The organism is Streptomyces sp. NPDC102490, assembly GCF_044765285.1.
In the GTDB taxonomy this organism is placed as follows: domain Bacteria; phylum Actinomycetota; class Actinomycetes; order Streptomycetales; family Streptomycetaceae; genus Streptomyces.
Genome location: NZ_JBIWJU010000003.1, coordinates 36,216 through 62,156 on the forward strand (window position 1 = coordinate 36,216; position 25,941 = coordinate 62,156).

20 protein-coding genes are annotated in these 25,941 nt (G+C 72.5%); 4 read left to right on the forward strand and 16 right to left on the reverse strand.

Features of this window, described 5'->3' with window-relative positions; translation table 11 throughout:
* Window positions 1-2 precede the first annotated feature (2 nt).
* The 16 genes from ACIRGB_RS06860 to ACIRGB_RS06935 form a co-directional block, all read right to left on the reverse strand.
* Window positions 3-851: a TatD family hydrolase gene (locus ACIRGB_RS06860; protein ID WP_403859389.1), complete on the reverse strand. Its 849-nt coding sequence runs from the start codon at window positions 849-851 to the stop codon at window positions 3-5.
* Window positions 851-1,588, reverse strand: coding sequence for an EboA domain-containing protein (locus tag ACIRGB_RS06865; RefSeq protein WP_403859391.1), 738 nt, complete (start codon window positions 1,586-1,588; stop codon window positions 851-853). The genes ACIRGB_RS06860 and ACIRGB_RS06865 overlap by 1 nt, the downstream gene beginning before the upstream one ends.
* 13 nt (window positions 1,589-1,601) lie before the next feature.
* On the reverse strand, window positions 1,602-2,618 hold the full coding sequence (locus ACIRGB_RS06870) for a sugar phosphate isomerase/epimerase family protein (protein WP_403859393.1): 1,017 nt from the start codon (window positions 2,616-2,618) through the stop codon (window positions 1,602-1,604).
* Window positions 2,615-3,748: an SCO3242 family prenyltransferase gene (locus ACIRGB_RS06875; protein ID WP_403859395.1), complete on the reverse strand. Its 1,134-nt coding sequence runs from the start codon at window positions 3,746-3,748 to the stop codon at window positions 2,615-2,617. Before ACIRGB_RS06875 ends, ACIRGB_RS06870 begins: the two co-directional genes overlap by 4 nt.
* The gene (locus ACIRGB_RS06880) at window positions 3,745-4,947 is read right to left on the reverse strand and encodes an inositol-3-phosphate synthase (protein WP_403859397.1); all 1,203 of its coding nucleotides are present in this window, start codon (window positions 4,945-4,947) and stop codon (window positions 3,745-3,747) included. Before ACIRGB_RS06880 ends, ACIRGB_RS06875 begins: the two co-directional genes overlap by 4 nt.
* Before the next feature lie 141 nt (window positions 4,948-5,088).
* The gene (locus ACIRGB_RS06885; protein WP_403859399.1) at window positions 5,089-8,805 is read right to left on the reverse strand and encodes a ThuA domain-containing protein; all 3,717 of its coding nucleotides are present in this window, start codon (window positions 8,803-8,805) and stop codon (window positions 5,089-5,091) included.
* Window positions 8,806-9,065: 260 nt separating this feature from the next.
* On the reverse strand, window positions 9,066-10,064 hold the full coding sequence (locus ACIRGB_RS06890) for a sugar phosphate isomerase/epimerase family protein (RefSeq protein ID WP_403859401.1): 999 nt from the start codon (window positions 10,062-10,064) through the stop codon (window positions 9,066-9,068).
* A 16-nt stretch (window positions 10,065-10,080) separates the two neighbouring features.
* Window positions 10,081-11,373 (reverse strand): Gfo/Idh/MocA family protein, encoded by a 1,293-nt coding sequence (locus ACIRGB_RS06895; protein WP_403859403.1) that lies wholly within the window; start codon window positions 11,371-11,373, stop codon window positions 10,081-10,083.
* Between the two features lie 88 nt (window positions 11,374-11,461).
* Complete coding sequence (locus ACIRGB_RS06900) at window positions 11,462-12,508, reverse strand: substrate-binding domain-containing protein (RefSeq protein ID WP_403859405.1); 1,047 nt, start codon at window positions 12,506-12,508, stop codon at window positions 11,462-11,464.
* A 17-nt stretch (window positions 12,509-12,525) separates the two neighbouring features.
* Window positions 12,526-13,545, reverse strand: a complete 1,020-nt coding sequence (locus ACIRGB_RS06905) for an ABC transporter permease (protein WP_403859407.1) — start codon at window positions 13,543-13,545, stop codon at window positions 12,526-12,528.
* A complete protein-coding gene (locus tag ACIRGB_RS06910; RefSeq protein ID WP_403859409.1) occupies window positions 13,542-15,059 on the reverse strand; it encodes a sugar ABC transporter ATP-binding protein in 1,518 nt (505 codons plus the stop codon). Before ACIRGB_RS06910 ends, ACIRGB_RS06905 begins: the two co-directional genes overlap by 4 nt.
* Window positions 15,060-15,213: 154 nt before the next feature.
* Window positions 15,214-16,395 carry an ROK family protein gene (locus ACIRGB_RS06915; RefSeq protein WP_403859411.1) on the reverse strand — a complete coding sequence of 394 codons (1,182 nt, stop codon included), beginning with the start codon at window positions 16,393-16,395 and terminating at the stop codon, window positions 15,214-15,216.
* Window positions 16,396-16,658: 263 nt separating this feature from the next.
* Window positions 16,659-17,336: a GntR family transcriptional regulator gene (locus ACIRGB_RS06920; RefSeq protein WP_403859413.1), complete on the reverse strand. Its 678-nt coding sequence runs from the start codon at window positions 17,334-17,336 to the stop codon at window positions 16,659-16,661.
* Window positions 17,337-17,463: 127 nt separating this feature from the next.
* On the reverse strand, window positions 17,464-18,414 hold the full coding sequence (locus ACIRGB_RS06925) for a beta-ketoacyl-ACP synthase III (protein WP_403859415.1): 951 nt from the start codon (window positions 18,412-18,414) through the stop codon (window positions 17,464-17,466).
* A gap of 160 nt (window positions 18,415-18,574) precedes the next feature.
* The gene (locus ACIRGB_RS06930) at window positions 18,575-18,727 is read right to left on the reverse strand and encodes a hypothetical protein (protein ID WP_403859417.1); all 153 of its coding nucleotides are present in this window, start codon (window positions 18,725-18,727) and stop codon (window positions 18,575-18,577) included.
* Window positions 18,696-20,042: an OFA family MFS transporter gene (locus ACIRGB_RS06935; RefSeq protein ID WP_403859419.1), complete on the reverse strand. Its 1,347-nt coding sequence runs from the start codon at window positions 20,040-20,042 to the stop codon at window positions 18,696-18,698. Before ACIRGB_RS06935 ends, ACIRGB_RS06930 begins: the two co-directional genes overlap by 32 nt.
* 169 nt (window positions 20,043-20,211) lie before the next feature.
* Here ACIRGB_RS06935 and ACIRGB_RS06940 point away from each other — a divergent pair, with 169 nt between their 5' ends.
* Genes ACIRGB_RS06940 through ACIRGB_RS06955 form a run of 4 tightly spaced genes read left to right on the forward strand, consistent with a single transcriptional unit; the run spans window position 20,212 to window position 25,922 of the window.
* Window positions 20,212-21,183, forward strand: a complete 972-nt coding sequence (locus ACIRGB_RS06940) for a 2-dehydropantoate 2-reductase (protein ID WP_403859421.1) — start codon at window positions 20,212-20,214, stop codon at window positions 21,181-21,183.
* The gene (locus tag ACIRGB_RS06945) at window positions 21,180-23,108 is read left to right on the forward strand and encodes a molybdopterin oxidoreductase family protein (protein ID WP_403859423.1); all 1,929 of its coding nucleotides are present in this window, start codon (window positions 21,180-21,182) and stop codon (window positions 23,106-23,108) included. The genes ACIRGB_RS06940 and ACIRGB_RS06945 overlap by 4 nt, the downstream gene beginning before the upstream one ends.
* Window positions 23,089-25,065 carry an NADH-ubiquinone oxidoreductase-F iron-sulfur binding region domain-containing protein gene (locus ACIRGB_RS06950; protein WP_403859425.1) on the forward strand — a complete coding sequence of 659 codons (1,977 nt, stop codon included), beginning with the start codon at window positions 23,089-23,091 and terminating at the stop codon, window positions 25,063-25,065. Before ACIRGB_RS06945 ends, ACIRGB_RS06950 begins: the two co-directional genes overlap by 20 nt.
* On the forward strand, window positions 25,062-25,922 hold the full coding sequence (locus ACIRGB_RS06955; protein ID WP_403859427.1) for a 2Fe-2S iron-sulfur cluster-binding protein: 861 nt from the start codon (window positions 25,062-25,064) through the stop codon (window positions 25,920-25,922). The genes ACIRGB_RS06950 and ACIRGB_RS06955 overlap by 4 nt, the downstream gene beginning before the upstream one ends.
* The last annotated feature ends 19 nt before the right edge of the window (window positions 25,923-25,941 follow it).

The following is a 25,941-nucleotide window of genomic DNA, read 5'->3' on the forward strand; positions in this document are numbered from 1 at the left end:
GCTCACTCCCCGCCGCGCAGGATGGAGTTGCCCTCGTGCGTGGCCTCGCCGGAGGCCACGTCGAGTTCCAGCCGTCCGCTGAGCCCGTAGAAGGCGACGGGGTTGCGCCACAGCACCCGGTCCACGTCGTCCTCGGTGAAGCCCTCGGCGAGCATCAGGTCGCCGACCTTGCGGGTCTTGAGCGGGTCGCTCCTGCCCCAGTCGGCGGCGGAGTTCACCAGCACCTGTTCCGGGCCGTACTCGCGCAGCAGGGCGACCATCCGGGCCTCGTCCATCTTGGTGTCCGGATAGACGGAGAAGCCCAGCCAGGCGCCGCTGTCCTTGGCCTCCTTGACGGTGGTCTCGTTGAGGTGGTCGACCAGGACCCGTTCCGTCGGCAGCGCGGACTCCCGGACCGCGTCCAGGGTGCGGCGCAGACCGGCGAGCTTGTCGCGGTGCGGGGTGTGCACGAGGGCGGGCAGCCCGTGGTCGGCGGCGAGCTGGAGCTGGGTGGCCAGCGCGGTGTCCTCGGCCGGTGTCATCGAGTCGTAGCCGATCTCACCGACCGCCACCACCCGGTCCTTGACGAGATAGCGAGGCAGCTCGTCGAGGACGGGCAGGCACCGGGGGTCGTTGGCCTCCTTGGGGTTGAGGGCGATGGTGCAGTGGTGGGCGATGCCGTACTGGGCGGCGCGGAAGGGTTCCCAGCCGAGCAGGGCGTCGAAGTAGTCGCGGAAGGAGGCGGGAGAGGTGCGGGGCTGGCCGAGCCAGAAGGACGGTTCGACGAGGGCGCGGACGCCTGCCGCGTACATGGCCTCGTAGTCGTCGGTGGTGCGGGAGGTCATGTGGATGTGGGGGTCGAAGATGCGCATCAGGACTCCTTGCCGTGGGGGCCGGCCGTACCGGGCGCGGGGTGCCCGGACTCGGTCAGGGCCAGGACGCGGTGCAGGTCTTCGGGGACGGCGCGGTCGGCGGCGGTGCGTTCGGCGGCGTAGTCGGCGAGCATCCGGGCGAGTTCGTCGTCGCCGCGGGCCCGGCGGGCGAGGTCCGCCACGCTGTCCACGGGGACGCCGGTGAACAGGCACTTCAGTACGGCGTGCCGCCACTGGTGCGCGTCGAGGTGGCGGGCGGCGTAGGGGCCGAGGGCGGCGGCGACGAGCCGGGTGTCGTTGGTGCGCAGGGCGTCCTCGACGAGGGGGAGGGCGTCCGGTCCCGGCACCAGGTGGGGCAGGGCGTGCAGGACGGCGCGGCGTTCGTCGGCGGTGCCCTGGGTGTAGACCCGGGTCAGGGCGTCGGTGTCGGCGCGGGCGGCGTGCAGGACGAGGACACGGGCGGCGTCGGCGTGGGCGGGCCCGCAGCGGCGGCCGGCCTCGGCGAGGCGCAGTTCCCACACCGAGATGGGGCCGTGGGTGCCGGGGTGGGCGGCGGCCTCGTCGAGGGCCTGGTCCAGCCAGGCGCGGGCGGCTCCGCCGAGCCGGGCGGAGAGGGCGGCGCGCAGGTCGGCGGGCGGGACGTGGGCGGGGGTGGTGCCCTGGGGGTCCTGGCCGCCGGGAGTGCCTTCCGCGTCCTGGGTGTGGGGGGTGACGTGGGTGGCGTGGGGCTGCGTCATGGTGTGGCTCCCTTCAGTGGGTGGCGGAGGGCTCGCCCGAGCGGTGGGTGCGGTCCGGCGCCGGTGCGGCCCGGCGCAGGAAGGGGAGGGAGCGTTCGGCGAAGTGGGGTCCCGCGTGGGAGTGGCGGGGCAGTTCGACGACGGTCAGGCCCTGGTAGCCGGTGGCGGCGAGGGCCTCCAGGACGGGCGGGAAGTCGATCTCGCCGTCACCGAAGGGGAGGTGTTCGTGGACACCGCGGCGCATGTCCTCGATCTGCACGTGGCGCAGCCAGGGAGCGGCGGCGCGCACGCAGTCGGCGGGAGGGAGCGGTTCTAGGCACTGGCAGTGGCCGATGTCCAGGGTGAGCCCGAGGTGTCCGGGGTCGCCGAGGGTGCGGCGCAGGGTGTGGAAGTCGGCGAGGGTGGCGAGCAGATGCCCCGGTTCGGGCTCCACCGCAAGGGGGACGCCCGCGGTGGCGGCGGCGTCCAGGACCGGGGCGAGGGCCTCGGCCAGCCGCTTCCAGGCCGTGTCCTCGTCCGTGCCCGCCGGGGTCACGCCGCTGAAGCAGTGCACGGCGTGGGCCCCGAGGTCGGCCGCGACCCGGACGGCCCGCACCAGGAGGTCGGCGCGGCGGGCGCGGTCCTCCGGGTCGGGGTCGAGCAGGGAGGGGCCGTGTTTGCGGCGCGGGTCGAGGACGTAGCGGGCGCCGGTCTCCACGGTGACGTCCAGACCCAGCGCGTCCAGGCGCCGGGCGACCCGGCGGGTGCGGGCGGCGAGGTCGTCGGCGAGCGGGTCGAGGTGCATGTGGTCGAGGGTCAGGCCGACGCCGTCGTAGCCGAGGTCGGCGAGGAGGGCGAGGGCGTCGTCGAGGCGGAGGTCGGCGAGACCGTTGGTGCCGTAGCCGAAGCGGAGCGGCTGCACGGCACCTCCGGCCCCGGCCCTGGCCCCGAGCCCTACCCCGACCTGGACCGCGGCCCCGGCCCCGGTCCCGGCCTCGTTCGCTCGCGGGCTCGGCCCCCGCGTCCGTCCGTGGTTCGGGTTCCGGCTCATGTGATGCTCACCTTCCTCATGGCGGACCTCCTCGCGAACAGCCGGCCGGCCGGTGCGAGGGCCGCGACCAGGAGGGACACGGCCCCCGCACCGGGCGCACCGGAGCGGGCGGCGAGCGCGGCCTGGAGCGGGACCGTGGCCCGGATGCCGCCGCCCACGGCGCGTTGGGTGAGCGGGGGTGAGGGGTTGAGCGCGGCGTGGACGTAGGGGCGGGCGGCCGTCGCGGCGTAGGCGACGCCCAGGGCGGTGGCGAGGATGTCGGTGGCGGCGGGTGCCGGGGTGGAGCCCGGCAGGCCGGGGGCGGCTGCTGCCCGCCGGCCTGCCGGGAGTCGGGTGCGGCGGCGGGCGACCAGGCCGGTCAGCGCCCCCGTCGTGGCGAGGGCGGCCAGCGGGGCCAGGACGGAGCCGCCCGTGGTCTCCCGGCGGGAGACGGCCGTGACCGCGAGGGTGTGGCTGCCGAGCAGCGCGGCGGAGGGCAGCGCAGCGCGGGTGCCGCCGCCGGTGGCGGCCGCGCCCAGGAGCAGGTCGAGGCCGCGGGCCGCCGCCATGGCCGCCGGACCGGCCGGGGTGTGCTTCAGGGCGAGGTCGTAGGCCCAGACGGTGGCCGCCAGCGGCGCCGCGACCGCGAGGGCCGGGCGCCCCGCACCGGCCGCCAGCGCCAGCCCGGCGCCGGTGAGGGCACCGGCGGCGGTCAGCGCGGCGGCGGGGCGGATACGCCCGGACGGCAAGGGGCGGTGGGGGCGTTCCGCGGCGTCCTCCACGCGGTCGGCCCAGTCGTTGAGGGCCATACCCGCCTCGTACAGGCACAGGGAGGAGCCGATGGCGAGCAGGGTGCGGGGCCCGGGGCGCGCACCGGCAGCCGCCGCACCGGCCAGGGCGTCGCCGGGCACGGTGAACAGGGCGGGCAGGCGCAGCAGTTCGGCCCAGGCGCCGGCGCGGGAGGAGTGGGTGCCGGGTGCGCTCGGCCCGGGACGGCCGGACGGCGGTGCGGTGGCCGGGGAGCCGGGGGCGTCCGTCGGCCGCGCTCCGGCCTCCCGCCGCGCTCCGGTCTCCTGCCGCGCTCCGGAATCCCGCCGCGCTCCGGGTTCCCCTGCGGTCGTCTCCCTGCCGGTGGCGGCGGTGCGGTTCATCGCCGCGCCCCGCGTTCCCCGGCGGCGGCGTCGGCGGCGTCGGGGGCTTCGGCGGCGGAGCCGGTGCGGGGGTCGTCCGCCAGCCGCCCGGCGAAGCGTTTCAGCTCCGTGTACTGCTCGGCCAGGGACGACGGTCCGTCCCCCACCGGGTCCTTGAAGAAGAAGCCCAGTGCGCCCAGGGGGCCGGACAGGCCCCGCTCGTGGGCGCGGGCGACCAGGCGGGCCAGGTCGAGGACGAGCGGTGCGGCGAGGGACGAGTCACAGCCCTGCCAGGTGGTCTGGAGGATCATGCGGGCGCCGAGGAAGCCGTCGAAGGCGATGTGGTCCCAGGCGGTCTTCCAGTCGCCGAGCGCGGGCACGTCGTCGATGTGGACCTCGCCCTCGACGGGGGCGCCGAGGGTGTCGGCGAGGACGCGTTCCTTGCCGGCGTTCTTCGCCGCGGCGGCCGCCGGGTCGGCGAGGGCGGCGCCGTCACCGCCGCCCAGCAGGTTCGTGCCCGACCAGGCGCGCACCGCCAGCGCCCGCTGCGTGAACATCGGGCCCAGCACCGAGCGCAGCAGGGTCTGCCCGGTCTTGCCGTCCCGGCCCGCGTAGGGCAGGCCGCTCGCCGCGGCCGGTGCGGCCAGCGCCGGGTGGTGCAGACCGGTCGACGGGGTGAAGTTGACGTACGGGCAGCCGGCGCGCAGGGCGGCGGCCGCGTACAGCGAGCTGGCGGGAAGGGCGTCTCCGGTGGGCGCGGGTTCGGTGGAGGCCACGTTCACCACCACGGTCCGCTCCGCTCCCGAGCGTCGTGCGAAGTCGGTGATGTCCGCGGCGAACGCGGCGATCAGCGTCTCCTCGTCGCGGGTGTCGCCGGGCAGCGGGCCGCCCGGGCGGATCTCGCGGTCGGCCGCGGCCAGTTCGGCGCCGACGGCCGAGGGCAGTCCGTGCGGCAGCACGCCCCCCGCGGCCAGGGCCTCCGCCCGCTTGGGCAGGGGGCAGTCCACGGTGTCGTGACCGCCGAAGACGAGGGAGGAGAGCGCGGGCAGCGCGGTGCCGGCGAAGTCGGGGGTCTCGGTGACCATGCCGGTCGGGGGGTTCAGCCCCGCGGTCACGGCGGCACAGCCCGCCACCACCGTGGTGGCGACGGAACCGCGGGCCCCGATCAGCCAGACACCGGTACGGGAGCCAGGGGAGGAAGCGGAGGGGGACGCGGACATGGGCAGCCTCCTTGTCGAGCGCGTCGGGCACACACGAGCGGTGGTGCAGCCGGGGGTGTTCCGTTCGGGGTGACGGCGGGCGGAGGTCCGGCGTCCTCCGCCCGCCGCCGTTCCGGTCGCCCCCTCAGGGGCGGGTCCGCCCTAGGAGGGCAGTTCCTTCAGCTGGATGTTGCGGAAGGAGACCTGGTCGTCGGCGCCGTGGTTCTGGAGGCCGATGTAGCCGTCGGTCAGGCTCCGCTCGGGGTCCTTGTTGGTGAAGTCGTTGATCTTGACTCCGTTGAGGAACACCTGGAGGCGTTCGCCCTGGACCTTGATCTCGTAGGAGTTCCACTGGCCGGGCGGCCGCAGAACTTGGTCGCGGGCCTTGATGTTCGCCGCCTTGAACGTGTAGATCGCACCGGTGGTGCGGTCCACGGCGTCCGTGGCGTCGATCTGCACCTCGTAGCCCTTGTTCACCGCGGACCAGGGGTCGTCGGAGGCCGGGAAGCCCACGAAGACACCGGAGTTGTCGTCGCCCCGCATCTTCCAGTCGAGCTTGAGGGAGTACGACTTCAGCTCCTTGGCCTGGTACCAGAGCAGGCCCATGCCGCCCTCGGACTCCAGGACGCCGTCCTTGACGTTGAACTTTCCGGGACCGGCCTGCTTCCAGCCGTCCAGGGTCTGGCCGTTGAAGATGTCCCGGTAGCCCTTGGCCGGCTTGCAGTCGGCCTTGACCTGGCCGGTGGCGTACTGCATGCCGCCGAGCAGGTGGCCGCGGAAGGCCTCGTCCGCGTAGGACTCCTTGGTGTGGCCGAGGCCGGTGTAGAAGGAGCGGCCGCCGCCGTAGTTCTGGCACCAGGCGATCGGGTGGTCGCCCTTCATGTTCCCGCCCTGGTAGGTGGTCTCGTCGAGGGTGGCGAGGACCTTGGCCTGCTCACGCGGGTTGGTGCGGTAGTTGTACAGCTCGTCGGTGTGCTCCCAGGCGTCGTCCAGGTGCGCGGTGGCCGGGTGGTCGTGGTCCTCGACGCGGACGGTGGCCTTCTGGATGGCCGGGTGCGAGTGGAAGTAGGCGCCGACGAGGCCGCCGTAGAACTCCCAGTCGTACTCGGTGTCGGCGGCGGCGTGGATGCCCAGGTAGCCGCCGCCGTTCTTGACGTAGTTCTCGAACGCCTTCTGCTGATCGGCGTTGAGGACGTCACCGGTGGTGGACAGGAAGGCGACCGCGTCGTACTTGGCGAGGTTGGCCGTGGTGAACTGTCCGGCCTCCTCGGTCGCGGTGACGGAGATGCCGGCCGGGGTGCCCAGCTCCTTCAGGGCGGCGATGCCCGCCGGGATGGAGTCGTGACGGAAGCCGGCGGTCTTGGAGAAGACCAGGACCTTCTTGCCGGCCGTGAACGGCTCCTTGGAGAACTCGAAGTCGTCGATGTCGTACAGCGCGCCCTCGCCGCCCTTGAAGACCAGGTAGATGTCGGTGGTCTTCTTGGGCAGGGCCCGCAGCGGCACGTCGACGTTCTGGAAGGTCTCCCAGCTGCCGGTCGGCGGGATGTACGCCGAGCCGTGCAGCGGGCCGGTGGGCGATCCGGTGCGCAGCTCCAGGTAGCCGCCGGCGCCGCCGGAGGAGGCCCGTACGGTCAGCTTCTTCTGCCCGTCGAACTTGTAGGGGCTGAAGGAGATCCAGTCGCCGTCGTTGATGTCGCCGACGGTCTTGCCGCCGTTGGCGCCGGTCTTGTCGATCGGCGACACGCCCTGCTGGGTGGTGAAGTGCTCGGCCTGGCGGTGCGGCGGCTGGATCACGGTGCGGGCGGTGCCGGTCAGGGCCTCCTGGCCGTTCGCCCCGCCGTCGGTGTAGCTGGCGCCGACGACGCCGTAGATGTTGGCGTTGGGGTCGTGGCCGCCGTCGCCCGGCGGCGGGTTGAGGGTGCCCTCACAGCCCATCTCGCTGGTCAGCTCGTGGGCGTGGGAGTCGTGGCCGAGGCTGTAGGCGACCTTGACCCTGGAGCAGTCGACGGTCTCCTCGGGGTCGGTGACCTTCACCTTGAAGGGGATGGGCTCCCCCATGGGGAGAAGGGTGCCGTTGCCGGGGGTCTCGATGACCACCTTGGGCTCGGTGTTGCCGACCACGATCCGGACGCTGGCGTTGCCGGTGTTGCCCTCGGGGTCCTTGGCGGTGAAGGTCGCGGTGTAGGTGCCGACCTTCTTGTACTTGTGGGTGGGCGTGAGGCCCTCGCCCTTGGTGCCGTCGCCGAAGTCCCAGCTGTAGGTGAGGTCCGGGGAGTCGGCGTCCTTGGCGGAGCCGGTGAAGGCCACCTTGAGCCCGGCCGCGCCCGACGTCTTGTCGGCGCTCACCTCGGCGATCGGGGAGAAGCCGTCCGCGGCGTTCTCGATCCGGTACAGGGCGGAGTCCTTGTCGCCCTGGAACCAGGACAGGCCGTAGTCGAGGACGTAGAGCGCGCCGTCGGGGCCGAACTCCATGTCCATGATCTGGGTGCCAGTCCACGGGAAGTCGTTGATCTTCGAGACCGCGCCGTCCTCGGTCTGCTCGATCCGCTTGATCCAGCGGCGGCCGAACTCGCCGGCGAAGAAGTCGCCGTCGTACTCCTCGGGGAACTTGACCTTGGAGTCGAGGTCGGGGTCGTAGCGGTAGACCGGGCCGCCCATCGGGGACTCGGAGCCGCTGCCGAACTCGGGCACGGAGTCGTCGTCGTACGGGATCCACGCGGCCTGCGCGGGCGGCAGGTCGGTGAGGCCCGTGTTGTGCGGGGAGGTGTTCTTCGGGGCCGCGCAGTCGAAGGTCTCGCCGGAGGTCTTGGTGGCGAAGTCGTAGTCGACGTACGGGTCGTTGTCACCGGTGCAGAAGGGCCAGCCGAAGTTGGCGGCCTTGGTGACCTTGGCGAACTCGACCTGTCCCGCCGGGCCGCGCTTCGGGTCGGCGGCGCCCGCGTCGGGGCCGTAGTCGCCGACGTAGACCGTGCCGGTCTTCTGGTCGACGCTGATCCGGAACGGGTTGCGGAACCCCATCGCGTAGATCTCGGGGCGGGTCTTCTCCGTGCCCGGCTCGAAGAGGTTGCCCTCCGGGATGGTGTACGAGCCGTCCTCGGCGACCTTGATGCGCAGCAGCTTGCCGCGCAGGTCGTTGGTGTTGCCGGCGCTGCGGCGGGCGTCGAAGGCCGGGTTGCGGTCCGGGCGCTCGTCGATCGGCGTGTAGCCGTCGGAGGCGAAGGGGTTGGTGTCGTCGCCGGTGGACAGGTAGAGGTTGCCCTCGGCGTCGAAGGCGATGTCGCCGCCGACGTGGCAGCAGGTGCCGCGGGAGGCCGCGACGTCCAGGACCTTCTTCTCGCTGGCCATGTCCAGCGTGCCGTTGGCGTTCAGGACGAAGCGGGAGAGGCGGTTGACGCCGTCGAACTTCTTGAAGTCCTCGGCGGTGCCGTTCTCCGGGGCGTCGCCCGCGGGGGTGTCGAGCGGCGGGGCGTAGTAGAGGTAGATCGCCCGGTTGTTCTCGAAGTCCGGGTCGATGCCTACGCCCTGGAGGCCCTCCTCGTCGTGGTTGTAGACGGGGATCTTGCCGGCGACCTTGGTGACGCCGCCCTGGTCGGTCAGGCGCAGTGTGCCGTCGCGGGCGGTGTGCAGGACGCTGCGGTCCGGGAGCACCGCGAGCGACATCGGCTCGCCCATCTCGGGCTCGCCCTTGGCGAGCGGTACCTGCTGGAACTGTCCGTCGGCGGCGGCCGCCGTCTCGTCGTGCTCCGGGTGGCCCGGGTGGGCGCCGGCGACGGTCGCCGGGGTGCCCACGGCCAGCAGCAGGCCGGTGAACAGGGCGAGGGTGGTGCGAAGCCTGGGGCGCCTCGCGGTCGTGGTGCCGTTGAGTCTGGTTCTGTGCACGAAGTCCCTCCGGGAACGGGTGGGCCGTACGGGATGGGTGCGGTGACGTGCGATGCGGGCGCCGGGGTGCGCCGTCACCCCGGAGGCGTGAGTGTCCTGAACACTTCAGGGACGGTAACCGCGTTCTTCCGCGGCCAACACCCCTTGGGCCGAGACCCGTTGAACTTTTTCCCAACTCAGGACAAAGCGGGATACGGGCAGCCCGGACCGGGGACCGGCGGCTGCTCCGGTCCCCGTCCCGACCTGCGCGCGGCGCGCGGTCAGCTGTTGAACGCGGCGTCGAAGGACGTGCTGGGCGGCTCGAAGTCGAAGGCCTTGAGCCGGTTCAGGGCCTCGGGCGCGCCCTGGAGCCGGTCCATGCCGGCGTCCTCCCACTCGACGGAGACGGGGCCCTGGTAGTCGATGGAGCGCAGCATGCGGAACACGTCCTCCCAGGGGACGTCGCCGTGCCCGGCCGACACGAAGTCCCAGCCGCGCCGCGGGTCGCCCCACGGCAGGTGGGAGCCGAGCCGCCCGTTGCGGCCGTCGAGGCGCTTGCGGGCCTCCTTGCAGTCGACGTGGTAGACGCGGTCGCGGAAGTCCCACAGGAAGCCGACGGGGTCGAGGTCCTGCCACACGAAGTGGGAGGGGTCGAAGTTCAGGCCGAACGCGGGCCGGTGGTCGACCGCCTCCAGGGCGCGCTGCGTGGTCCAGTAGTCGTAGGCGATCTCGCTGGGGTGCACCTCGTGGGCGAACCGCACGCCCTCGGCGTCGAAGACGTCGAGGATCGGGTTCCAGCGGTCCGCGAAGTCCTGGTAGCCGCGCTCGATCATCGACGCGGGGGCGGGCGGGAACATGGCCACCAGGTGCCAGATCGCCGAGCCGGTGAAGCCGATGACGGTGTCGACGCCGAGCCGGGCGGCGGCGCGCGCGGTGTCCTTGATCTCGGCCGCGGCGCGCTGCCGTACGCCTTCGGCGTCGCCGTCGCCCCAGATGCGGGCGGGGAGGATCGCCTCGTGGCGTTCGTCGATGATGGCGTCGCAGACGGCCTGGCCGACCAGGTGGTTGGAGACGGCCCAGCACTTGAGGCCGTACTTGTCGAGCAGCTGGTGCCGGGATTGGACGTAGGAGGGGTCGGCCAGGGCCTTGTCGACCTCGAAGTGGTCGCCCCAGCAGGCGAGTTCCAGGCCGTCGTAGCCGAAGTCGCGGGCGAGGCGGCAGACCTCCTCCAGCGGCAGGTCCGCCCACTGTCCGGTGAAGAGCGTGAAGTTGCGTGGCATGTCGCTGCCGGCCTCCTCAGAGCATGATCGGGGTGTAGACGGAGTTCTTCTCGGCGCTCTCCTCCACGGCCGCGAGCACGCGCTGCACGTGCAGCCCGTCGGCGAAGGAGGGTTCGGGCGCGCGGCCCTCGGCGACGGCGTGGACGAGATCGCGCGCCTGGTGCACGAAGGTGTGCTCGTAGCCGAGCCCGTGGCCCGGCGGCCACCAGGCGTCCAGGTAGGGGTGTTCGGGTTCGGTGACGAGGATGCGGCGGAAGCCCGCGTGCTCCCCCGGCTCGGTGCCGTCGTGGTACTCCAGCTCGTTGAGCCGTTCCAGGTCGAAGGCGAGGGAGCCGCGCTCGCCGTTGAGTTCGATGCGCAGGGCGTTCTTGCGGCCGGTGGCGTACCGGGTGGCCTCGAAGGAGACCAGGGCGCCGGAGGTGAGGCGGCCGGTGAAGACGGCGGCGTCGTCCACGGTGACCTGTCCCGTCACCCCGTCCGCCGAGCCCGCGGACAGGCCCCGGGAGGCGCCGGCGGGCAGCGGGCGTTCCCGTACGAAGGTCTCGGTGAGGGCGGAGACGCCCGCGATCCGCTCCCCCGACAGGTACTGGGCGAGGTCGACGATGTGGGCGCCGAGGTCGCCGAGCGCCCCCGACCCGGCCAGCTCCTTGCGCAGCCGCCAGGTGAGCGGGGCCTTGGGGTCGACCAGCCAGTCCTGGAGGTAGGTCACCCGCAGGTGCCGCAGCCGGCCGACGCGGCCCTCGGCGACCATCCGCCGGGCCAGCGCGGTGGCCGGCACCCGGCGGTAGTTGAAGCCGACCATCGCCAGCTGCCCGCGCGTCCCGGCCTGCTCGGCGGCGCGGGTCATCTCCTGCGCCTCCTCGACGGTGTTGGCCAGCGGCTTCTCGCACAGGACGTGTTTCCCGGCGGCGAGCGCGGCCAGCGCGATCTCGGCGTGGCTGTCGCCGGGCGTGCAGATGTCGACGAGGTCGATGTCGTCCCGTTCGACCAGGGCCCGCCAGTCGGTCTCGGTGCTCGCCCAGCCGTGCCGGTCGGCCGCGAGGCGGACGGCGTCGGCGTCCCGCCCGCAGATCGCGGCCAGTACCGGGTTCAGCGGCAGGTCGAAGACGCGTCCGGCGGTGCGCCAGCCCTGGGAGTGGGCGGCGCCCATGAAGGCGTAGCCGATCATGCCGACGCGCAGGGGCGGTCTGGTCGCGGACGCCCCCGTCGCCGCCCCGGCCCCGGCGTCGGTCCCGGTATCGGTCCCGCTGTCGGTCCCGGCGGCTGCCTCCTCGGCGCCGGCCCCCTCGGGCTGCTGCGGCTGTCCCATGCGGATGTCCTCCTCGTCGTGGTGGCGCGGTGGGGTGGGCCCCGCCCCGGCGGGCCGGCTGGTCAGGCCGGCGCCGGGACGGCGTCCGTCACTTGAAGCCCGTGGACATGTACTGGTCGACGTTCTCCTTGTCGACCACGGCCGAGTAGCAGGTGACGGTCGAGGGGATCTCGAACTCGGCCAGCCCGCTGATGCCCTTGTTCTGGCCGAGCGCCCGGGCCAGGTCGATCGCGGAGGCGGCCATGGTCGGCGGGTAGAGCACCGTCGCCTTCAGAACGCCGCGGTCGGCCTTGATGGCCTCGAAGGCGGAGAGCGCGCCCGCGCCGCCGACCATCAGGAAGTCGTCGCGTCCGGCCTGCTCGATGGCGCGCAGGGCGCCCACGCCCTGGTCGTCGTCGTGGTTCCACAGGGCGTCGAAGTCCGACTGGGCCTGGAGCAGCTGGGCCATCTTGGCCTGGCCGGACTCGACGGTGAACTCGGCGGCCTGGCGGGCCACCTTCTTGATGTTCGGGTAGTTCTTCAGTCCGTCGTCGAAGCCCTGGGTGCGCTGCTGGGTCAGTTCCAGGTTGTCGATGCCGGCCAGCTCTATGACCTTCGCGTTCGGCTTGTCCTTGAGCTTCTCGCCGATGTAGTGGGCGGCGTTGAGGCCCATGCCGTAGTTGTCGCCGCCGACCCAGCAGCGGTACGCCTGGGGGCTGTTGAAGATGCGGTCCAGGTTGATGACCGGGATGCCGGCCCGCATCGCCTTGAGGCCGACCTGGGTGAGCGCCTTGCCGTCGGCGGGCAGCACCACCAGGACGTCGACCTTCTTGTTGATGAGGGTCTCGATCTGGCCGATCTGCTGCGCGGTGTCGTTGGAGCCCTCGGTGACCTCGAGGGTGACCTCCGAGTACTTCTCCGCGCGCTTCTTGGCCTGGTCGTTGATGGCGTTGAGCCAGCCGTGGTCGGCCTGCGGACCCGCGTAGCCGATGGTGATCGGCTTGCCGGGCTTGTCGTCCGCGGCCGGCTGGGTGTCGGCGGCGGCCTTGTCGTCGCCGTTGTCGGGGTCGTTGCTGGTGCACCCCGTGAGGACGGCACCGGCGGACACGGCGGCGGCTCCGAAGAGCAGCCCTCTGCGACTCGTGAGCTTCGTCATGACGGTGAACCCTTTCCTCAATGCGTGCTTGCGGTACGGCGCTGGACCAGCACGGCGGCGACGATGATCGCGCCCTTGGCGATCTGCTGCACGTCGGTCTGCAGGTTGTTCAGGGCGAAGATGTTGGTGATCGTGGTGAAGATCAGGACGCCCAGCACGGAGCCGAGGATGTGGCCCCGGCCGCCGGTCAGCAGGGTTCCGCCGATGATCGCGGCGGCGATGGCGTCGAGTTCGTAGAGGTTGCCGTTGGTGTTCTGGCCGGAGCCGGCCAGGACGATCAGCAGGAAGGCCGCGATGCCGCAGCACAGCCCGGACAGCAGGTAAAGGTAGAGCCGCTGGCGGCGGACGTCGATGCCGGCGAGACGGGCGGCCTCCGCGTTGCCGCCGACGGCGACGGTGCGCCGTCCGAAGGTGGTCCGGTTGAGCACCAGCCAGCCGATGACGGTGACGGCCGCGAACACCAGGACCAGCGGCGGGATGCCGAGGATGTAGGCGTCGCGTTCGCCGAGGTCCAGGACGCTGGAGACGCTGACGACCTGGGTCTGGCCGTCGGTGATCTGGAGCGCGAGGCCGCGGGCCGAGGCCAGCATGGCGAGGGTGGCGATGAACGGCACCATCTGGCCGAAGGCGATGAGCACCCCGTTGACCAGGCCGCAGCCCACGCCCACCACGATCGCGGTGAAGAGGATGCCGAAGAACCCGTACTCCTGGGTGGCGACCGTGGTCGCCCACACCGAGGCGAGGGCGACGATGGCGCCGACCGACAGGTCGATGCCGCCGGAGACGATGACGAAGGTCATGCCGACGGTGACGACGCCGATCACGGACGCCTGGGTGAGCACCAGTTGGAGGTTGCGGGTGTCGAGGAACGAGTCGGGCTGGGTGATGCCGCCGATGAGGACCAGTACGGCGAGCACGCCGAGCAGGGTGAGGGTGCGGACGTCGGCGCGGCCCAACCGGACCCGCCAGGCGGGCGGAGCGTCCACGGGTGCCGCCTTGCCGGTGCCGTCCCGCGGCGGGGACACGTGCTGCGTCATGACGCCGGACTTCCTTCCATCACGAGGTCGAGTACGCGGTGTTCGTCGAGTTCGCGGGCGGGGGCCTCGTGCACGACGCGGCCCTCGCGCAGCACCAGGACGCGGTCGGCGAGACCCAGCACCTCGGGCACCTCGCTGGAGACCAGCAGGACGGCGAGGCCCTCGTCGGCCAGACGCCGGATGACGGCGTACAGCTCGGCGCGGGCGCCGACGTCGACGCCGCGGGTGGGTTCGTCGAGCAGCAGGACCCGGCAGCCGCGCAGCAGCCAGCGGGCGAGCACCGCCTTCTGCTGGTTGCCGCCGGAGAGGGTGCGCACGGGCACGGACGGGTTGTCGGGCCGCAGCGACAGCTCGCGGGTGGCCGCGCGGGCCGCGCCGAGTTCGGCGCCGCGGTCGATCCAGCCGCCGCGCGAGAAGCGGGACATGGCGGAGACCGACACGTTGCGGGTGACGGACTCCAGCATCAGCAGGGCCTGGGCCTTGCGTTCCTCGGGGGCGAGTCCGAGCCCGGCGCGCACCGCGGCGCGCACGCTGCCCGGCCTGAGCGGACGCCCGTCGACGAGGACCTGGCCGGCGCTCGCCTTCCGGGCTCCGTAGACCGTCTCCAGGATCTCGGACCGGCCGGAGCCGACGAGTCCCGCGAGGCCGACGATCTCGCCGGGGCGCACCTCCAGGTCGAGCGGGGCGAACTCGCCCTGCCGGGCCAGTCCCCGCACGCTCAGCACGGGTTCGGCGGCGGGCGGCGCGGTGGGCCGGTCCGGGAAGACGTACTCGACGTTGCGTCCCGTCATCAGCGCCACCACCTCGCGGGTGGGCGTCGACTCGGCGGGCAGGCCGCGGGCCACCGCCCGGCCGTCCTTGAGGACGGTGACCCGGTCGCCGATGCGGCGGATCTCCTCCAGGCGGTGCGAGATGTAGACGACGGCGACGCCGTCGGCGGTGAGGTCGGCGACGATGCGGAAGAGGTTGTCGACCTCGTCCGGGTCGAGGGCGGCGGACGGCTCGTCCATCACGATCAGCCGTACGTCGTGGGAGAGCGCCCGTGCCATCGACACGATCTGCTGCTGCGCCGCCGACAGGTCGCCGACCAGCCGCCCCGGGTCGACCTCGGGGTGCCCGAGGCGTTTGAGCAGTGCGGCCGTGGACGCCTTGGCCGCCCTGCCCCGGACGACGAAGCCGGCGGCGGTCGGCTCGTGTCCGAGGTGGACGTTCTCGGCGACCGACAGGTGCTCGACCAGGTCGAGTTCCTGGTAGATGGTGGCGATGCCCAGGCGCATGGCCGCGATCGGCGAGCGCAGGGTGACCTCGTCGCCGCGCCAGCGGATGGTGCCGGTGTCGGGCTGGTGGGCGCCGGCCAGCACCTTGATGAGCGTGGACTTTCCGGCGCCGTTCTGGCCGAGGAGGCAGTGCACCTCGCCGGCCTGGACGTCGAGGTCGACGCCGTCGAGGGCCCGGACTCCGGGGAACGACTTGGTGATGCCGGACATGCTGAGCAGCGGTGGTTCTGGTGCCATGTGAGGTCCCCTCGGCGGGCGTGCGGGCCGGTGTCAGGGCAGAGCAGAGCAGGGCGTGGCGGAACGGGGGGTGACGGAACAGGACGGTACGGAGCAGGGCAGGGCAGGGCTGTGCGGAGCGCTGTGCTGGTGGAGCTCGTGAACCGAACGGCGGTTACGCGGGTGAGAAGAGGTGGTCGCTGATCAGCCGGGCCGCGCCGATGACTCCGGCGGTGGGTCCCAGCTCCCCGAGGACGATGGGCAGGTTGCCGGTCGCCAGGGGCAGCGACTGGCGGTAGACCTGGGTGCGGATCGCGGCGAGCAGGTTGTGGCCGAGGCCGGTCACCCCGCCGCCGATCACCACCAGGCCCGGGTTGAAGAAGCTGACCAGGCCGGCGATGACCTGGCCGGTGCTGCGGCCGCCCTCCCTGATCAGGTCCAGCGCGGTGGCGTCGCCCGCGGCGGCCGCGGCGGCGACGTCGGCGGCGCTGAGGCCCCCGTTCGCCGCCAGCCGGTTCGCGAGCTCGGCCGACCGGCCCTGCTGGGCGGCCTCCGTGGCGTCGCGGGCCAGGGCCGCGCCGCTGAAGTGGGCCTCCAGGCAGCCGCGGTTGCCGCAGGCGCACGGACGTCCCTCGGGCACGGCCTGGATGTGCCCGATGTCGCCCGCGCTGCCCGTGGTCCCGCGGTAGACCTCCCCGCCGACGACGATGCCGCAGCCGATGCCGGTACCGATCTTGACGACGAGGAAGTCGTGCTGGGTGCGGGCGACGCCCGCGTGCTGCTCGCCCAGCGCCATCAGGTTCACGTCGTTGTCGACCATGACCGGGCAGCCCAGTTCCTGGCTGAGTGCCTCCCGTACGGGGAAGCCGTCCCAGCCCGGCATGATCGGCGGAGCCACCGGCACGCCCTCGGGGAAGCGGACCGGCCCCGGGACGCCGATGCCGGCGCCGTCGAAGCCCTCCGCGAGCCCGGAGGCGCGCAGTTTGGCGGCCATGGACAGCACCTGCTCGAAGACCGCGACCGGGCCCTCGCGCACGTCCATGGGCTGGTTGATGTGCCCGAGGATCTCCAGCTCGGCGTTGGTGACGGCGACGTCGACCGAGGTCGCGCCGATGTCGACGCCGAGGAAGCGCAGTCCGGGATGGAGACGGACGTTGTGGCTGCGGCGCCCGCCGCGCGAGGCGGCGAGTCCGTCGGCCACGACGAGACCGGTCTCCAGCAGCCGGTCCACCTCGACGGCCAGTTTGGACCGGGAGAGGTCGACCTGGTCGCCCAGCTGGGCGCGGGAGTTGGGCCCGCCGTCGCGCAACAGCTGGAGCAGTCGCGCTTGGTGGGCGTTCGCGGGTCGTGCGGTCATGCGTCTCACGAGCCCCTCCCCGCCTCGATCGGCCTTGAGTCCGCCGGTTTCCGGCCACGTCCCTGGCTTGCTCCCGTGGCGTGCTTTCGGAGGGAACGTAGCAGCGGGCGCCGGGTGTGGGAAGAAGTCACGCATGAATTGCTGCGAACTTTCTCCTCTGAGTGGACAAAGAAGGGCGCGGCACCCGACGACCCCGGACGCGACGAGGCCGCCCGGCCAAGGTGCCGGACGGCCTGGGAACGCGCCCCGAACGGGCGGTGACCTCAGCTTCCTTCGCGCTCGTGGTACGAGTGGCGGGTGTGTTCGGTGTGCTCGCGCATCAGCCGGGACGCCGCCTGCTCGTCCCGCTCGGTGATGGCGGCGATCAGCTTGCGGTGCTCGATCCAGGACTGCCGGCCGCGCTGCCGGGCGACCGGGGTGTAGTACCAGCGGACCCGGCGGTCGACCTGCGCGGCGAGTTCGGCCAGCACCGCGTTGCCCGCCAGCTCCATGACCTTGCCGTGGAAGCGGGCGTTGACGGCGACGGTGGCGTCCACGTCCTCGGCGGCGACGGCCCGCTCCCCCTCCGCGCACAGCTCCTCCAGCGCGGCGATGCCGGCACTGGAGGCGTTGGCCGCGGCGAGCCGCGCCGCCTCGGCCTCCAGGAGGGTACGCACCGTCAGGAGCTGGTCCGCCTCCTCCTCCGTCGGCTCGTGCACGAACGCCCCCTGCGCGGGGCGCAGATCGACCCAGCCCTCGGTGTTGAGCCGTTGCAGTGCCTCGCGCACCGGCTGCCGCGACACCCCGAGGTGCCCGGCGAGTTCGCTCTCGACGAGGTGCTGGCCGGGCCGCAGGGCCCGGGTGGTGATGAGTTCGAGCAGCGCCTCGTAGACACGGTCCCGCAGCGGGCCGGGCCGTTCGAGCCTGGGCACCGCCCCCTGGGGCAGTCCTGCGGACAACATCAGTCCCCCTCGGCAGCCGGAAAGCAATCAACAGGCAAAGTATTGATTGTCTTTCGTCTACAGTCTACGGCGCGCTCGGCCGCGGGCCCGGGGTGTAGGCCAGGTCACATCGGGGGCGCCGGGGCCCTCAGGGGCAGCGGACGACCTGTCCGGCGTAGGAGAGGTTGCCGCCGAAGCCGAAGAGCAGCACCGGGTCGCCGGTGGTGATCTCGCCCCGCTCCACCAGCTTGGACAGCGCGAGCGGGATGCTCGCCGCGGAGGTGTTGCCGGACTCGACGACATCGCGGGCGACCACGGCGTTGACGGCACCGATCTTCGCGGCGAGGGGTTCGATGATGCGCAGGTTGGCCTGGTGCAGGACGACCGCGGCGAGGTCGGCGGGTTCGAGGCCGGACCGCTCGCAGGCCCGGCGCGCGATGGCGGGCAGCTTGGTGGTCGCCCAGCGGTAGACGCTCTGCCCCTCCTGCGCGAACCGCGGCGGCGTCCCCTCGATGCGGACCGCGTTGCCCATCTCGGGCACCGACCCCCACAGCACGGGACCGATCCCCGCCTCCTCGCCCGGCGCGCAGGCCTCGACGACGGCGGCCCCCGCCCCGTCGCCGACCAGCACGCAGGTGGTGCGGTCGGTCCAGTCGGTGACCTCGGACATCTTGTCCGCGCCGACGACCAGCGCCCGGCTGGAGGACCCCACCTGTACGGCGTGGTCGGCGGTGGCCAGGGCGTGGGTGAAGCCCGCGCACACCACGTTGAGGTCCAGCGCGGCGGGGCCGGGGATGCCGAGGCGGGCGGCGACCCGGGCCGCGGTGTTCGGGGAGCGGTCGATCGCGGTGGAGGTGGCGACCACGACCAGGTCCACGTCGGCGGGGGTCAGCCCGGCCGCCGCGAGCGCCTTCGCGGCGGCGTGGCCGGCCAGCTCGTCGACCGGCTCGTCGGGTCCGGCGATCCGGCGCGAACGGATGCCCACCCGGCTCCTGATCCACTCGTCGCTGGTGTCGACCATGCCCGCCAGGTCCTCGTTGGTGAGGATCCGGGCGGGCTGGTAGTGGCCGACGGCGGTGATGCGGGAGCCGTGGTGCATGGGTGGAGTCCTCGCTGCCTCGGGGGTACGGGATCCACCAGTGTGATCAGTGACCGACGGGTACGACGGCAGGTGATACGACAGGAAACCGGCGCCGGGCTTGTCGGCTTCGGTCAGCACCCTCCGCCGCCCCGGGCGGTCCGCCCGCCGGTGCCCGCCCTCACCCGGTGAAGAGCTGGGTCGCCTTCCGCACGAGTTCGTACAGCCCGTAGGCGAGCGGGGCGCCCACCCAGAGCCAGGTGAAGGCGATCAGCGGCCGCCGGTCGGGCACCTCGGCGGCCTCAGGCGGACTCTGGCTGCGGTCGGGTGACATCGTTGCCCTCCTTCGGCGCGGGGGTGGCGGTCGCGGGTTCGTGGTGCCGGGCGTGGACGGGGCGGACGAGTTCGTTGGCGACGAAGCCGACGACCAGCAGCCCGATCATGATGAGGAAGGAGGTGCCGTACAGGGCCGAGCCGTGCCGTCCCGCCTCCTCCTGGTGGTCCGCGATCCAGTTCACGATCAGCGGCCCGAGGACGCCGGCCAGCGACCAGGCGGTGAGCAGCCGCCCGTGGATCGCGCCGACCTGGTAGGTGCCGAAGAGGTCCTTGAGGTAGGCGGGGGCGGTGGCGAAGCCGCCGCCGTAGAAGGAGAGCACGACCAGGGCGCACAGGACGAACAGCGGCTTGGAGGAGTCGCCGAACAGCGCGATCAGGGTGTACATGAGCGCGCCGGCACCGAGGTAGACGCGGTAGATGTTCTTGCGTCCGATCAGGTCGGAGGCCGACGACCAGCCGATCCGGCCCGCCATGTTGGCCGCCGACAGCAGGGCCACGAAGCCGGCCGCCGCGGTCGCGGACACCGGGGTGGAGGTGTCGGCGAAGAAGTCGGTGATCATCGGCGCGGCCTTCTCCAGGATGCCGATGCCGGCCGTGACGTTCATGCAGAGCACGATCCACAGCAGCCAGAACTGCGGGGTGCGCACGGCAGAACGCGCCGAGACCTGCACGCCCTCCAGCGGTGCGGGCCGGCCGTCCGCCCCCTCCCTGGGCCGCGGCACCCGCACCAGGAGCACGCCGAGCAGCATGAAGACGGCGTACGTCAGTCCGTGGACGAGGAAGGCGAGGGCGATCCCGGAGTTGTCGGTGCCGAAGGACTTCAGCATCTGCGCCGACCAGGGCGAGGCGATGAGGGCGCCGCCGCCGAAGCCCATGATGGCGATGCCGGTGGCCATGCCCGGCCGGTCGGGGAACCACTTGATCAGCGTCGACACGGGCGAGATGTAGCCGATGCCGAGGCCGATCCCGCCGACGAAGCCGTAGCCGAGGACGATCAGCCAGTACTGCTCCGCCGCCGCGCCGAGCGCGGAGAGCAGGAAGCCGGAGGAGAAGCAGACCAGGGCGACGGTCATCGCCCAGCGCGGCCCGTGCCGTTCCACGAGTGTGCCGCCGAACGCGGCGGACAGGCCGAGCATGACGATGCCGAGCTGGAAGGGCAGCGCGCTCTGCGTGCCGCTGAGGCCGAGCGCGGACTCCAGGGGCGGTTTGAACACGGACCAGGCGTAGGCCTGCCCGATGGAGAGGTGGACCGAGAGAGCGGCCGGGGGAACGAGCCAACGGCTCCAGCCCGGGGGTGCGACGGGGGGACTCATGGGTCCCCAACCGTATGGACCGCGAGACCACTTGAGAAGTCTGTTGAGCAGACAACCACTAGTGCTGCACAAAGCCTTGCTGCGACAACTTCCATACTGTAGACAATATTTCGTCGACATCTCGTTCGGCAGTTCCGCGGTATCCCTCGACCGAACGGAGCTCCCCGCCATGAAAGTCGCAGTCCTCGGCGCCGGGGCGATCGGCGCCTACGTCGGCGCCGCGCTCCACCGTGCGGGCGCCGACGTGCATCTCATCGCCCGTGGACCGCACCTGGCGGCCATGAGGCAGTACGGAGTTCGGGTGCGCAGCCCGCGCGGCGACTTCACCGCGCATCCGCGCGCCACCGACGACCCGGCCGAAGTCGGCCCGGCCGACTATGTGTTCCTGGGTCTGAAGGCCAACTCGTACGCGGCGTGCGGGCCGCTGATCGAGCCGCTGCTACACGGGAGCACGGCGGTCGTGGCCGCCCAGAACGGCATCCCCTGGTGGTACTTCCACCGGCACGGCGGCCCCTGGGACGGGCGCCGTCTGGAGAGCGTGGACCCGGCCGGCGCGGTCAGCGCGGTGCTCGCGCCCGAACGGGCCGTCGGCTGCGTCGTGTACGCGGCCACCGAACTGGAACAGCCGGGCGTCGTACGGCATGTGGAAGGCACCCGGTTCTCGATCGGCGAGCCGGGCCGGGAGGTCTCGCCCCGGTGCCTGGCGCTCAGCGAGGCGATGCGGTCGGGCGGCCTGAAGTGCCCGGTCGAGCCCGACCTGCGCAACGACATCTGGCTGAAGCTGCTGGGCAACATCTCCTTCAACCCGATCAGCGCCCTGGTCCGGGCCACCATGCGCCAGATGTGCCGGCACGGCGGCACCCGCGAGGTCATCGAGACCATGATGACCGAGACGCTGGCGGTCGCCGCGGCCCTCGGCTGCGAGGTCGGCGTCTCCATCGAACGCCGCCTCGCGGGCGCCGAGCGGGTCGGCGACCACCGCACCTCCACGCTCCAGGACCTGGAGCGCGGCAAGCCGCTCGAACTCGACGTCCTGCTCGCGGCCGTCGTCGAACTGGCGGAGATCACCGGGGTCCCGGTGCCCACCCTGCGCACCGTGCACGCCCTGTCGGACCTGCTCGCGTCGAGGAGCGCCGCATGACGAAACGCGACCGAACCCCCAAGACCTACGCCCGCCTCACCCACCCCCTGGTGCGGGACGCGCGCGACGAGCCCTTCCGCCGGGCGACCTGGGAAGAGGCCCTGGACCGCACGGCCCGGGGCCTGGCGGCGGCCCGCGGCGCGTTCGGGATGTTCTCCTGCGCGCGGGCGACCAACGAGATGAACTACGTGGCGCAGAAGTTCGCCCGGGTGGTCATGGGCACCCACAACGTCGACTCCTGCAACCGCACCTGTCACGCGCCGAGCGTCGCGGGCCTGTCGGCCGCCTTCGGCTCGGGCGGCGGCACCTCCTCCTACGAGGAGATCGAGCACACCGACGTCATCGTGATGTGGGGCTCCAACGCCCGTTTCGCGCACCCGATCTTCTTCCAGCACGTCCTGAAGGGCCTCCGCAACGGCGCCCGCCTGTACGCCGTCGACCCGCGCCGCACCTCCACCGCCGAGTGGGCGGAGAGCTGGCTCGGCCCGAACGTCGGCACGGACATCGCGCTGGCCCACGCGGTCGGCCGCGAGATCATCCACGCGGGCCTGGCCAACGAGGCGTTCATCGAGCGCGCGACGACGGGCTACGACGACTACCGGGCCCTGGTCGAACCCTGGACCCTCTCCCTCGCCGAGAAGGTGACGGGCGTACCGCGGGCCGCCATCCGCGAGCTGGCGCACGCCTACGCCCGCGCCGAACGCGCCCAGTTGTGCTGGACCCTGGGCATCACCGAGCACCACAACGGCACGGACAACGTCCGCGCCCTGATCAACCTCTCCCTGCTCACCGGTCATGTCGGCCGCTACGGCTCCGGTCTCCAGCCCCTGCGCGGCCAGAACAACGTGCAGGGCGGCGGCGACATGGGCGCGATCCCCAACCGCCTCCCCGGTTTCCAGGACGTGCTCGACCCGGAGGTCAGGCGGAAGTTCGAGACGGCGTGGGACACGGTGGTCGAGCCGCGCCACGGCCTCACCCTGACGGAGATGTTCGAGGCGATGGACGAGGGCACGCTCCGCGCCGTCTACTGCATCGGCGAGAACCCGGCCCAGTCGGAGGCGGACGCCGAACAGGCGGTACGCCGCCTGCGCGCACTGGACTTCCTGGTGGTCCAGGACATCTTCCTCACGAAGACCGCCGAACTGGCCGACGTGGTCCTCCCGGCGACGGCCGGCTGGGCGGAGACCGAGGGCACCACCACCAACAGCGAACGGCGCGTCCAACGCGTGCGCAGGGCCGTGACCCCGCCCGGAGAGGCCCGCGAGGACATCGACATCCTCTGCGACCTCGCCGCCCGCCTCGGCCACGACTGGAAGTACGCCGACGCCGAGGCGGTCTGGAACGAGCTGCGCGCCCTCTCGCCGGACCACCACGGGATGACGTACACCCGCTTGGAGGAGCACCAGGGCATCCAGTGGCCGTGCCCGAGCACGGAGGAGCTGGAACCGCCGTACCTGCACGGCAGGCTGTGGGCCCGGGACCCGGCCGCCCGTGGCCGCCCCGCCCCCTTCGGCATCGTCCGGCACGACCCGCCCGTGGACCTCACCGACGAGCGGTACCCGATCCGGCTGACCACGGGACGCCGCCTCGACTCCTACAACACGGGGGTGCAGAGCGGAAGTTACGCCTCCCCGTTGCGTCGCGGCGAGTCCGTCGAACTCTGCCCCGAGGACGCCGAACGCTACGGGGTCGTGGTCGGCGAGGAGGTCCGGGTGACCTCGCGCCGCGGCTCGCTGCTGGCCCCCGTCTGGGTCGACCCGGCCCTGCGCCCCGGCCTGGCCTTCATGAGCTTCCACTTTCCCGACGAGGTGGACACCAACCAGCTGACCATCGAGGCCAACTGCCCGATCGCCGGGACGGCGGAGTTCAAGGCCTCGGCGATCCGGATCGAGAAGGTGAGCACCGGTGGACCTGCACTTCGGTGACGGCAAACCCACGGACGAGGAACGCGAGGCCGTGGACACCCTGCTCGGCCCGCCCGAGTCGTCCTGGGAGGGCGCGGCGCGCGACGGGACGGACACCGCCGACCTCAGATGGGCCCGGGGCGGCCGAGCGGCCCGGGATCGCCGCGACCAGCTGCTCCCGGCCCTGCACGCGCTCAACGACCGGGTCGGCTGGATCAGCGAGGGCGCCCTGGACTACGTGTGCCGCCGCCTGACCGTCCCCCCGGCCGAGGCGTACGGGGTGGCCACCTTCTACGCCATGTTCTCGGTCCGCCCCCGCCCGGCGACCGTCCTGCACCTCTGCACGGACCTGGCGTGCACGGCGGCGGGAGCGAGTGAACTCTGCGCGGCCGTGGAGGAGCGCGGAGTAACGGTCGACCGCAGCCCATGCCTGGGCCTGTGCGAACGCGCCCCGGCGGCTTTGGTGATCCGAGCGGGCAAACCAGCCCGTTCGACGCAGGGTGACACTCCCGCCCGTCCGGCGCAGGGTGACATTCCAGCCCGTCCGGCGTTTGAGGACGAGGCCGTCCAGGCCGAAGGGGGGGCCGGGGGCGCAGCCCCCGGGGACGGGAACGGAAAGCGGAGGCGGGGGCGAAACACCCTCCACGCGACGGCGGTATGCGCCCCCGCAACCCCGGACACCACGATCCAAGCCGCCACCACCCCCGAATCGGCCCCCGCCGAACCCGCCCCCGAAGCCGCCGTCCCCCAGTCCGGCGACCCCACCCTCACCCTCCTCCACCGCATCGGCACCACCGACCCCACCTCCCTCGACGACTACCGCGCCCACGGCGGCTACACCGCCCTCCGCCGCGCCTTCGCCCTCGGCCCCGCCGCCGTCATCCGCGAGGTCACCGACGCCGGCCTGGTCGGCCGTGGCGGCGCCGCCTTCCCCACCGGCCGCAAGTGGCAGGCGACGGCCGCCCAGCCCGACCACCCGCACTACCTGGTCTGCAACGCCGACGAATCCGAACCCGGCACCTTCAAGGACCGCGTCCTCATGGAGGGCGACCCGTACGCCCTGGTCGAGGCCATGACGATCGCGGGCTACGCGACCGGCGCCCACCGGGGCTACCTCTACCTCCGCGGCGAGTACCCCCGCGCCCTCGCCCGCCTCACCCACGCCGTCGAACAGGCCCGCACCCGCGGCCTGCTCGGCGACGACGTCCTCGGCCAGGGCTACGCCTTCGACATCGAGATCCGGCGCGGCGCCGGGGCGTACATCTGCGGCGAGGAGACGGCGCTGTTCAACTCCATCGAGGGCCACCGCGGCGAGCCCCGGTCCAAGCCCCCGTTCCCCGTCGAGAAGGGCCTGTTCGGCAAGCCCACGGTGGAGAACAACGTGGAGACCCTGGTCAACGTCCTCCCCATCCTGACGAGGGGCGCCGAGGCGTACGCCGCGATCGGCACCCCGACGTCCACCGGCCCGAAGCTGTTCTGCGTGTCGGGCAGCGTGGCCCGCCCCGGTGTCTACGAGCTTCCCTTCGGCGCCACGCTCGGCGAACTGCTCACCCTCGCCGGGGTCCGCGACAACCTCCGCGCGGTCCTGCTCGGCGGCGCCGCCGGGGGCTTCGTCCGCCCCGACGAACTGGACCTCCCGCTCACCTTCGAAGGCACCCGCGAGGCGGGTACGACCCTGGGCTCCGGCGTCGTCATGGCCTTCGACGACACGGTCCCGCTCCCCCGCCTCCTGCTCCGCATCGCCGAGTTCTTCCGCGACGAGTCGTGCGGTCAGTGCGTGCCGTGCCGGGTCGGCACCGTCCGCCAGGAGGAGGCGCTGCGCCGGATCGCCGACCGCACGGGCGGCGCGGCGGCCGACGACATCGCCCTGCTGCGCGAGGTCGGCCGCGCGATGCGGGACGCCTCGATCTGCGGTCTGGGGCAGACCGCGTGGAACGCCGTGGAATCCGCCATCGACCGTCTGGGGGCGTACGAATGACCGCTATACCGCTCGGAGTGCCGCGCCGCCTGGTGGAGTTCACCCTCGACGGGCAGGAGGCCAGGGTCCCCGAGGGGTCGACGATCCTCGACGCCTGCCGGGCGGCCGGGAAGGACGTGCCGACGCTGTGCGAGGGCGACACGCTCACCCCGAAGAACGCCTGCCGGGTCTGCGTGGTGGACGTGGAGGGCGCCAGGACCCTCGCGCCGGCCTGCTCGCGCAGGGCGGAACCCGGCATGGTGGTGCGCACGGACACCGAGCGCGCCCGGCACAGCCGCAAGGTCGTCCTCGAACTGCTCGCCTCCTCGGTCGACCTCTCCACCACCCCCTCGGTCGCTCAGTGGATCAAGGAGTACGAGGCGAAGCCCGAGCGCTTCGGCCCGGACGCGGCCCGCGTCGACGAGGAACCCCGCGTCGACAACGACCTCTACGTGCGCGACTACGGCAAATGCATCCTCTGCTACAAGTGCGTGGACGCGTGCGGCGAGCAGTGGCAGAACAGCTTCGCCATCTCCGTCTCCGGCCGCGGCTTCGACGCCCGGATCTCGGTCGAGCACGACGGCCCGCTGACCGACTCGGCTTGCGTCTACTGCGGCAACTGCATCGAGGTGTGCCCCACGGGGGCGCTGTCCTTCAAGTCGGAGTTCGACATGCGGGCGGCGGGCACCTGGGACGAGGAGCGGCAGACCGAGACGACGACGGTGTGCGCGTACTGCGGAGTGGGCTGCAATCTCACGCTCCATGTGCAGGACAATGAGATCGTGAAGGTCACCTCACCGCACGACAACCCGGTGACCCACGGCAACCTCTGCATCAAGGGCCGCTTCGGCTACCAGCACGTACAGAACCGGGACTGACCGGCACAAGGGGCACGAC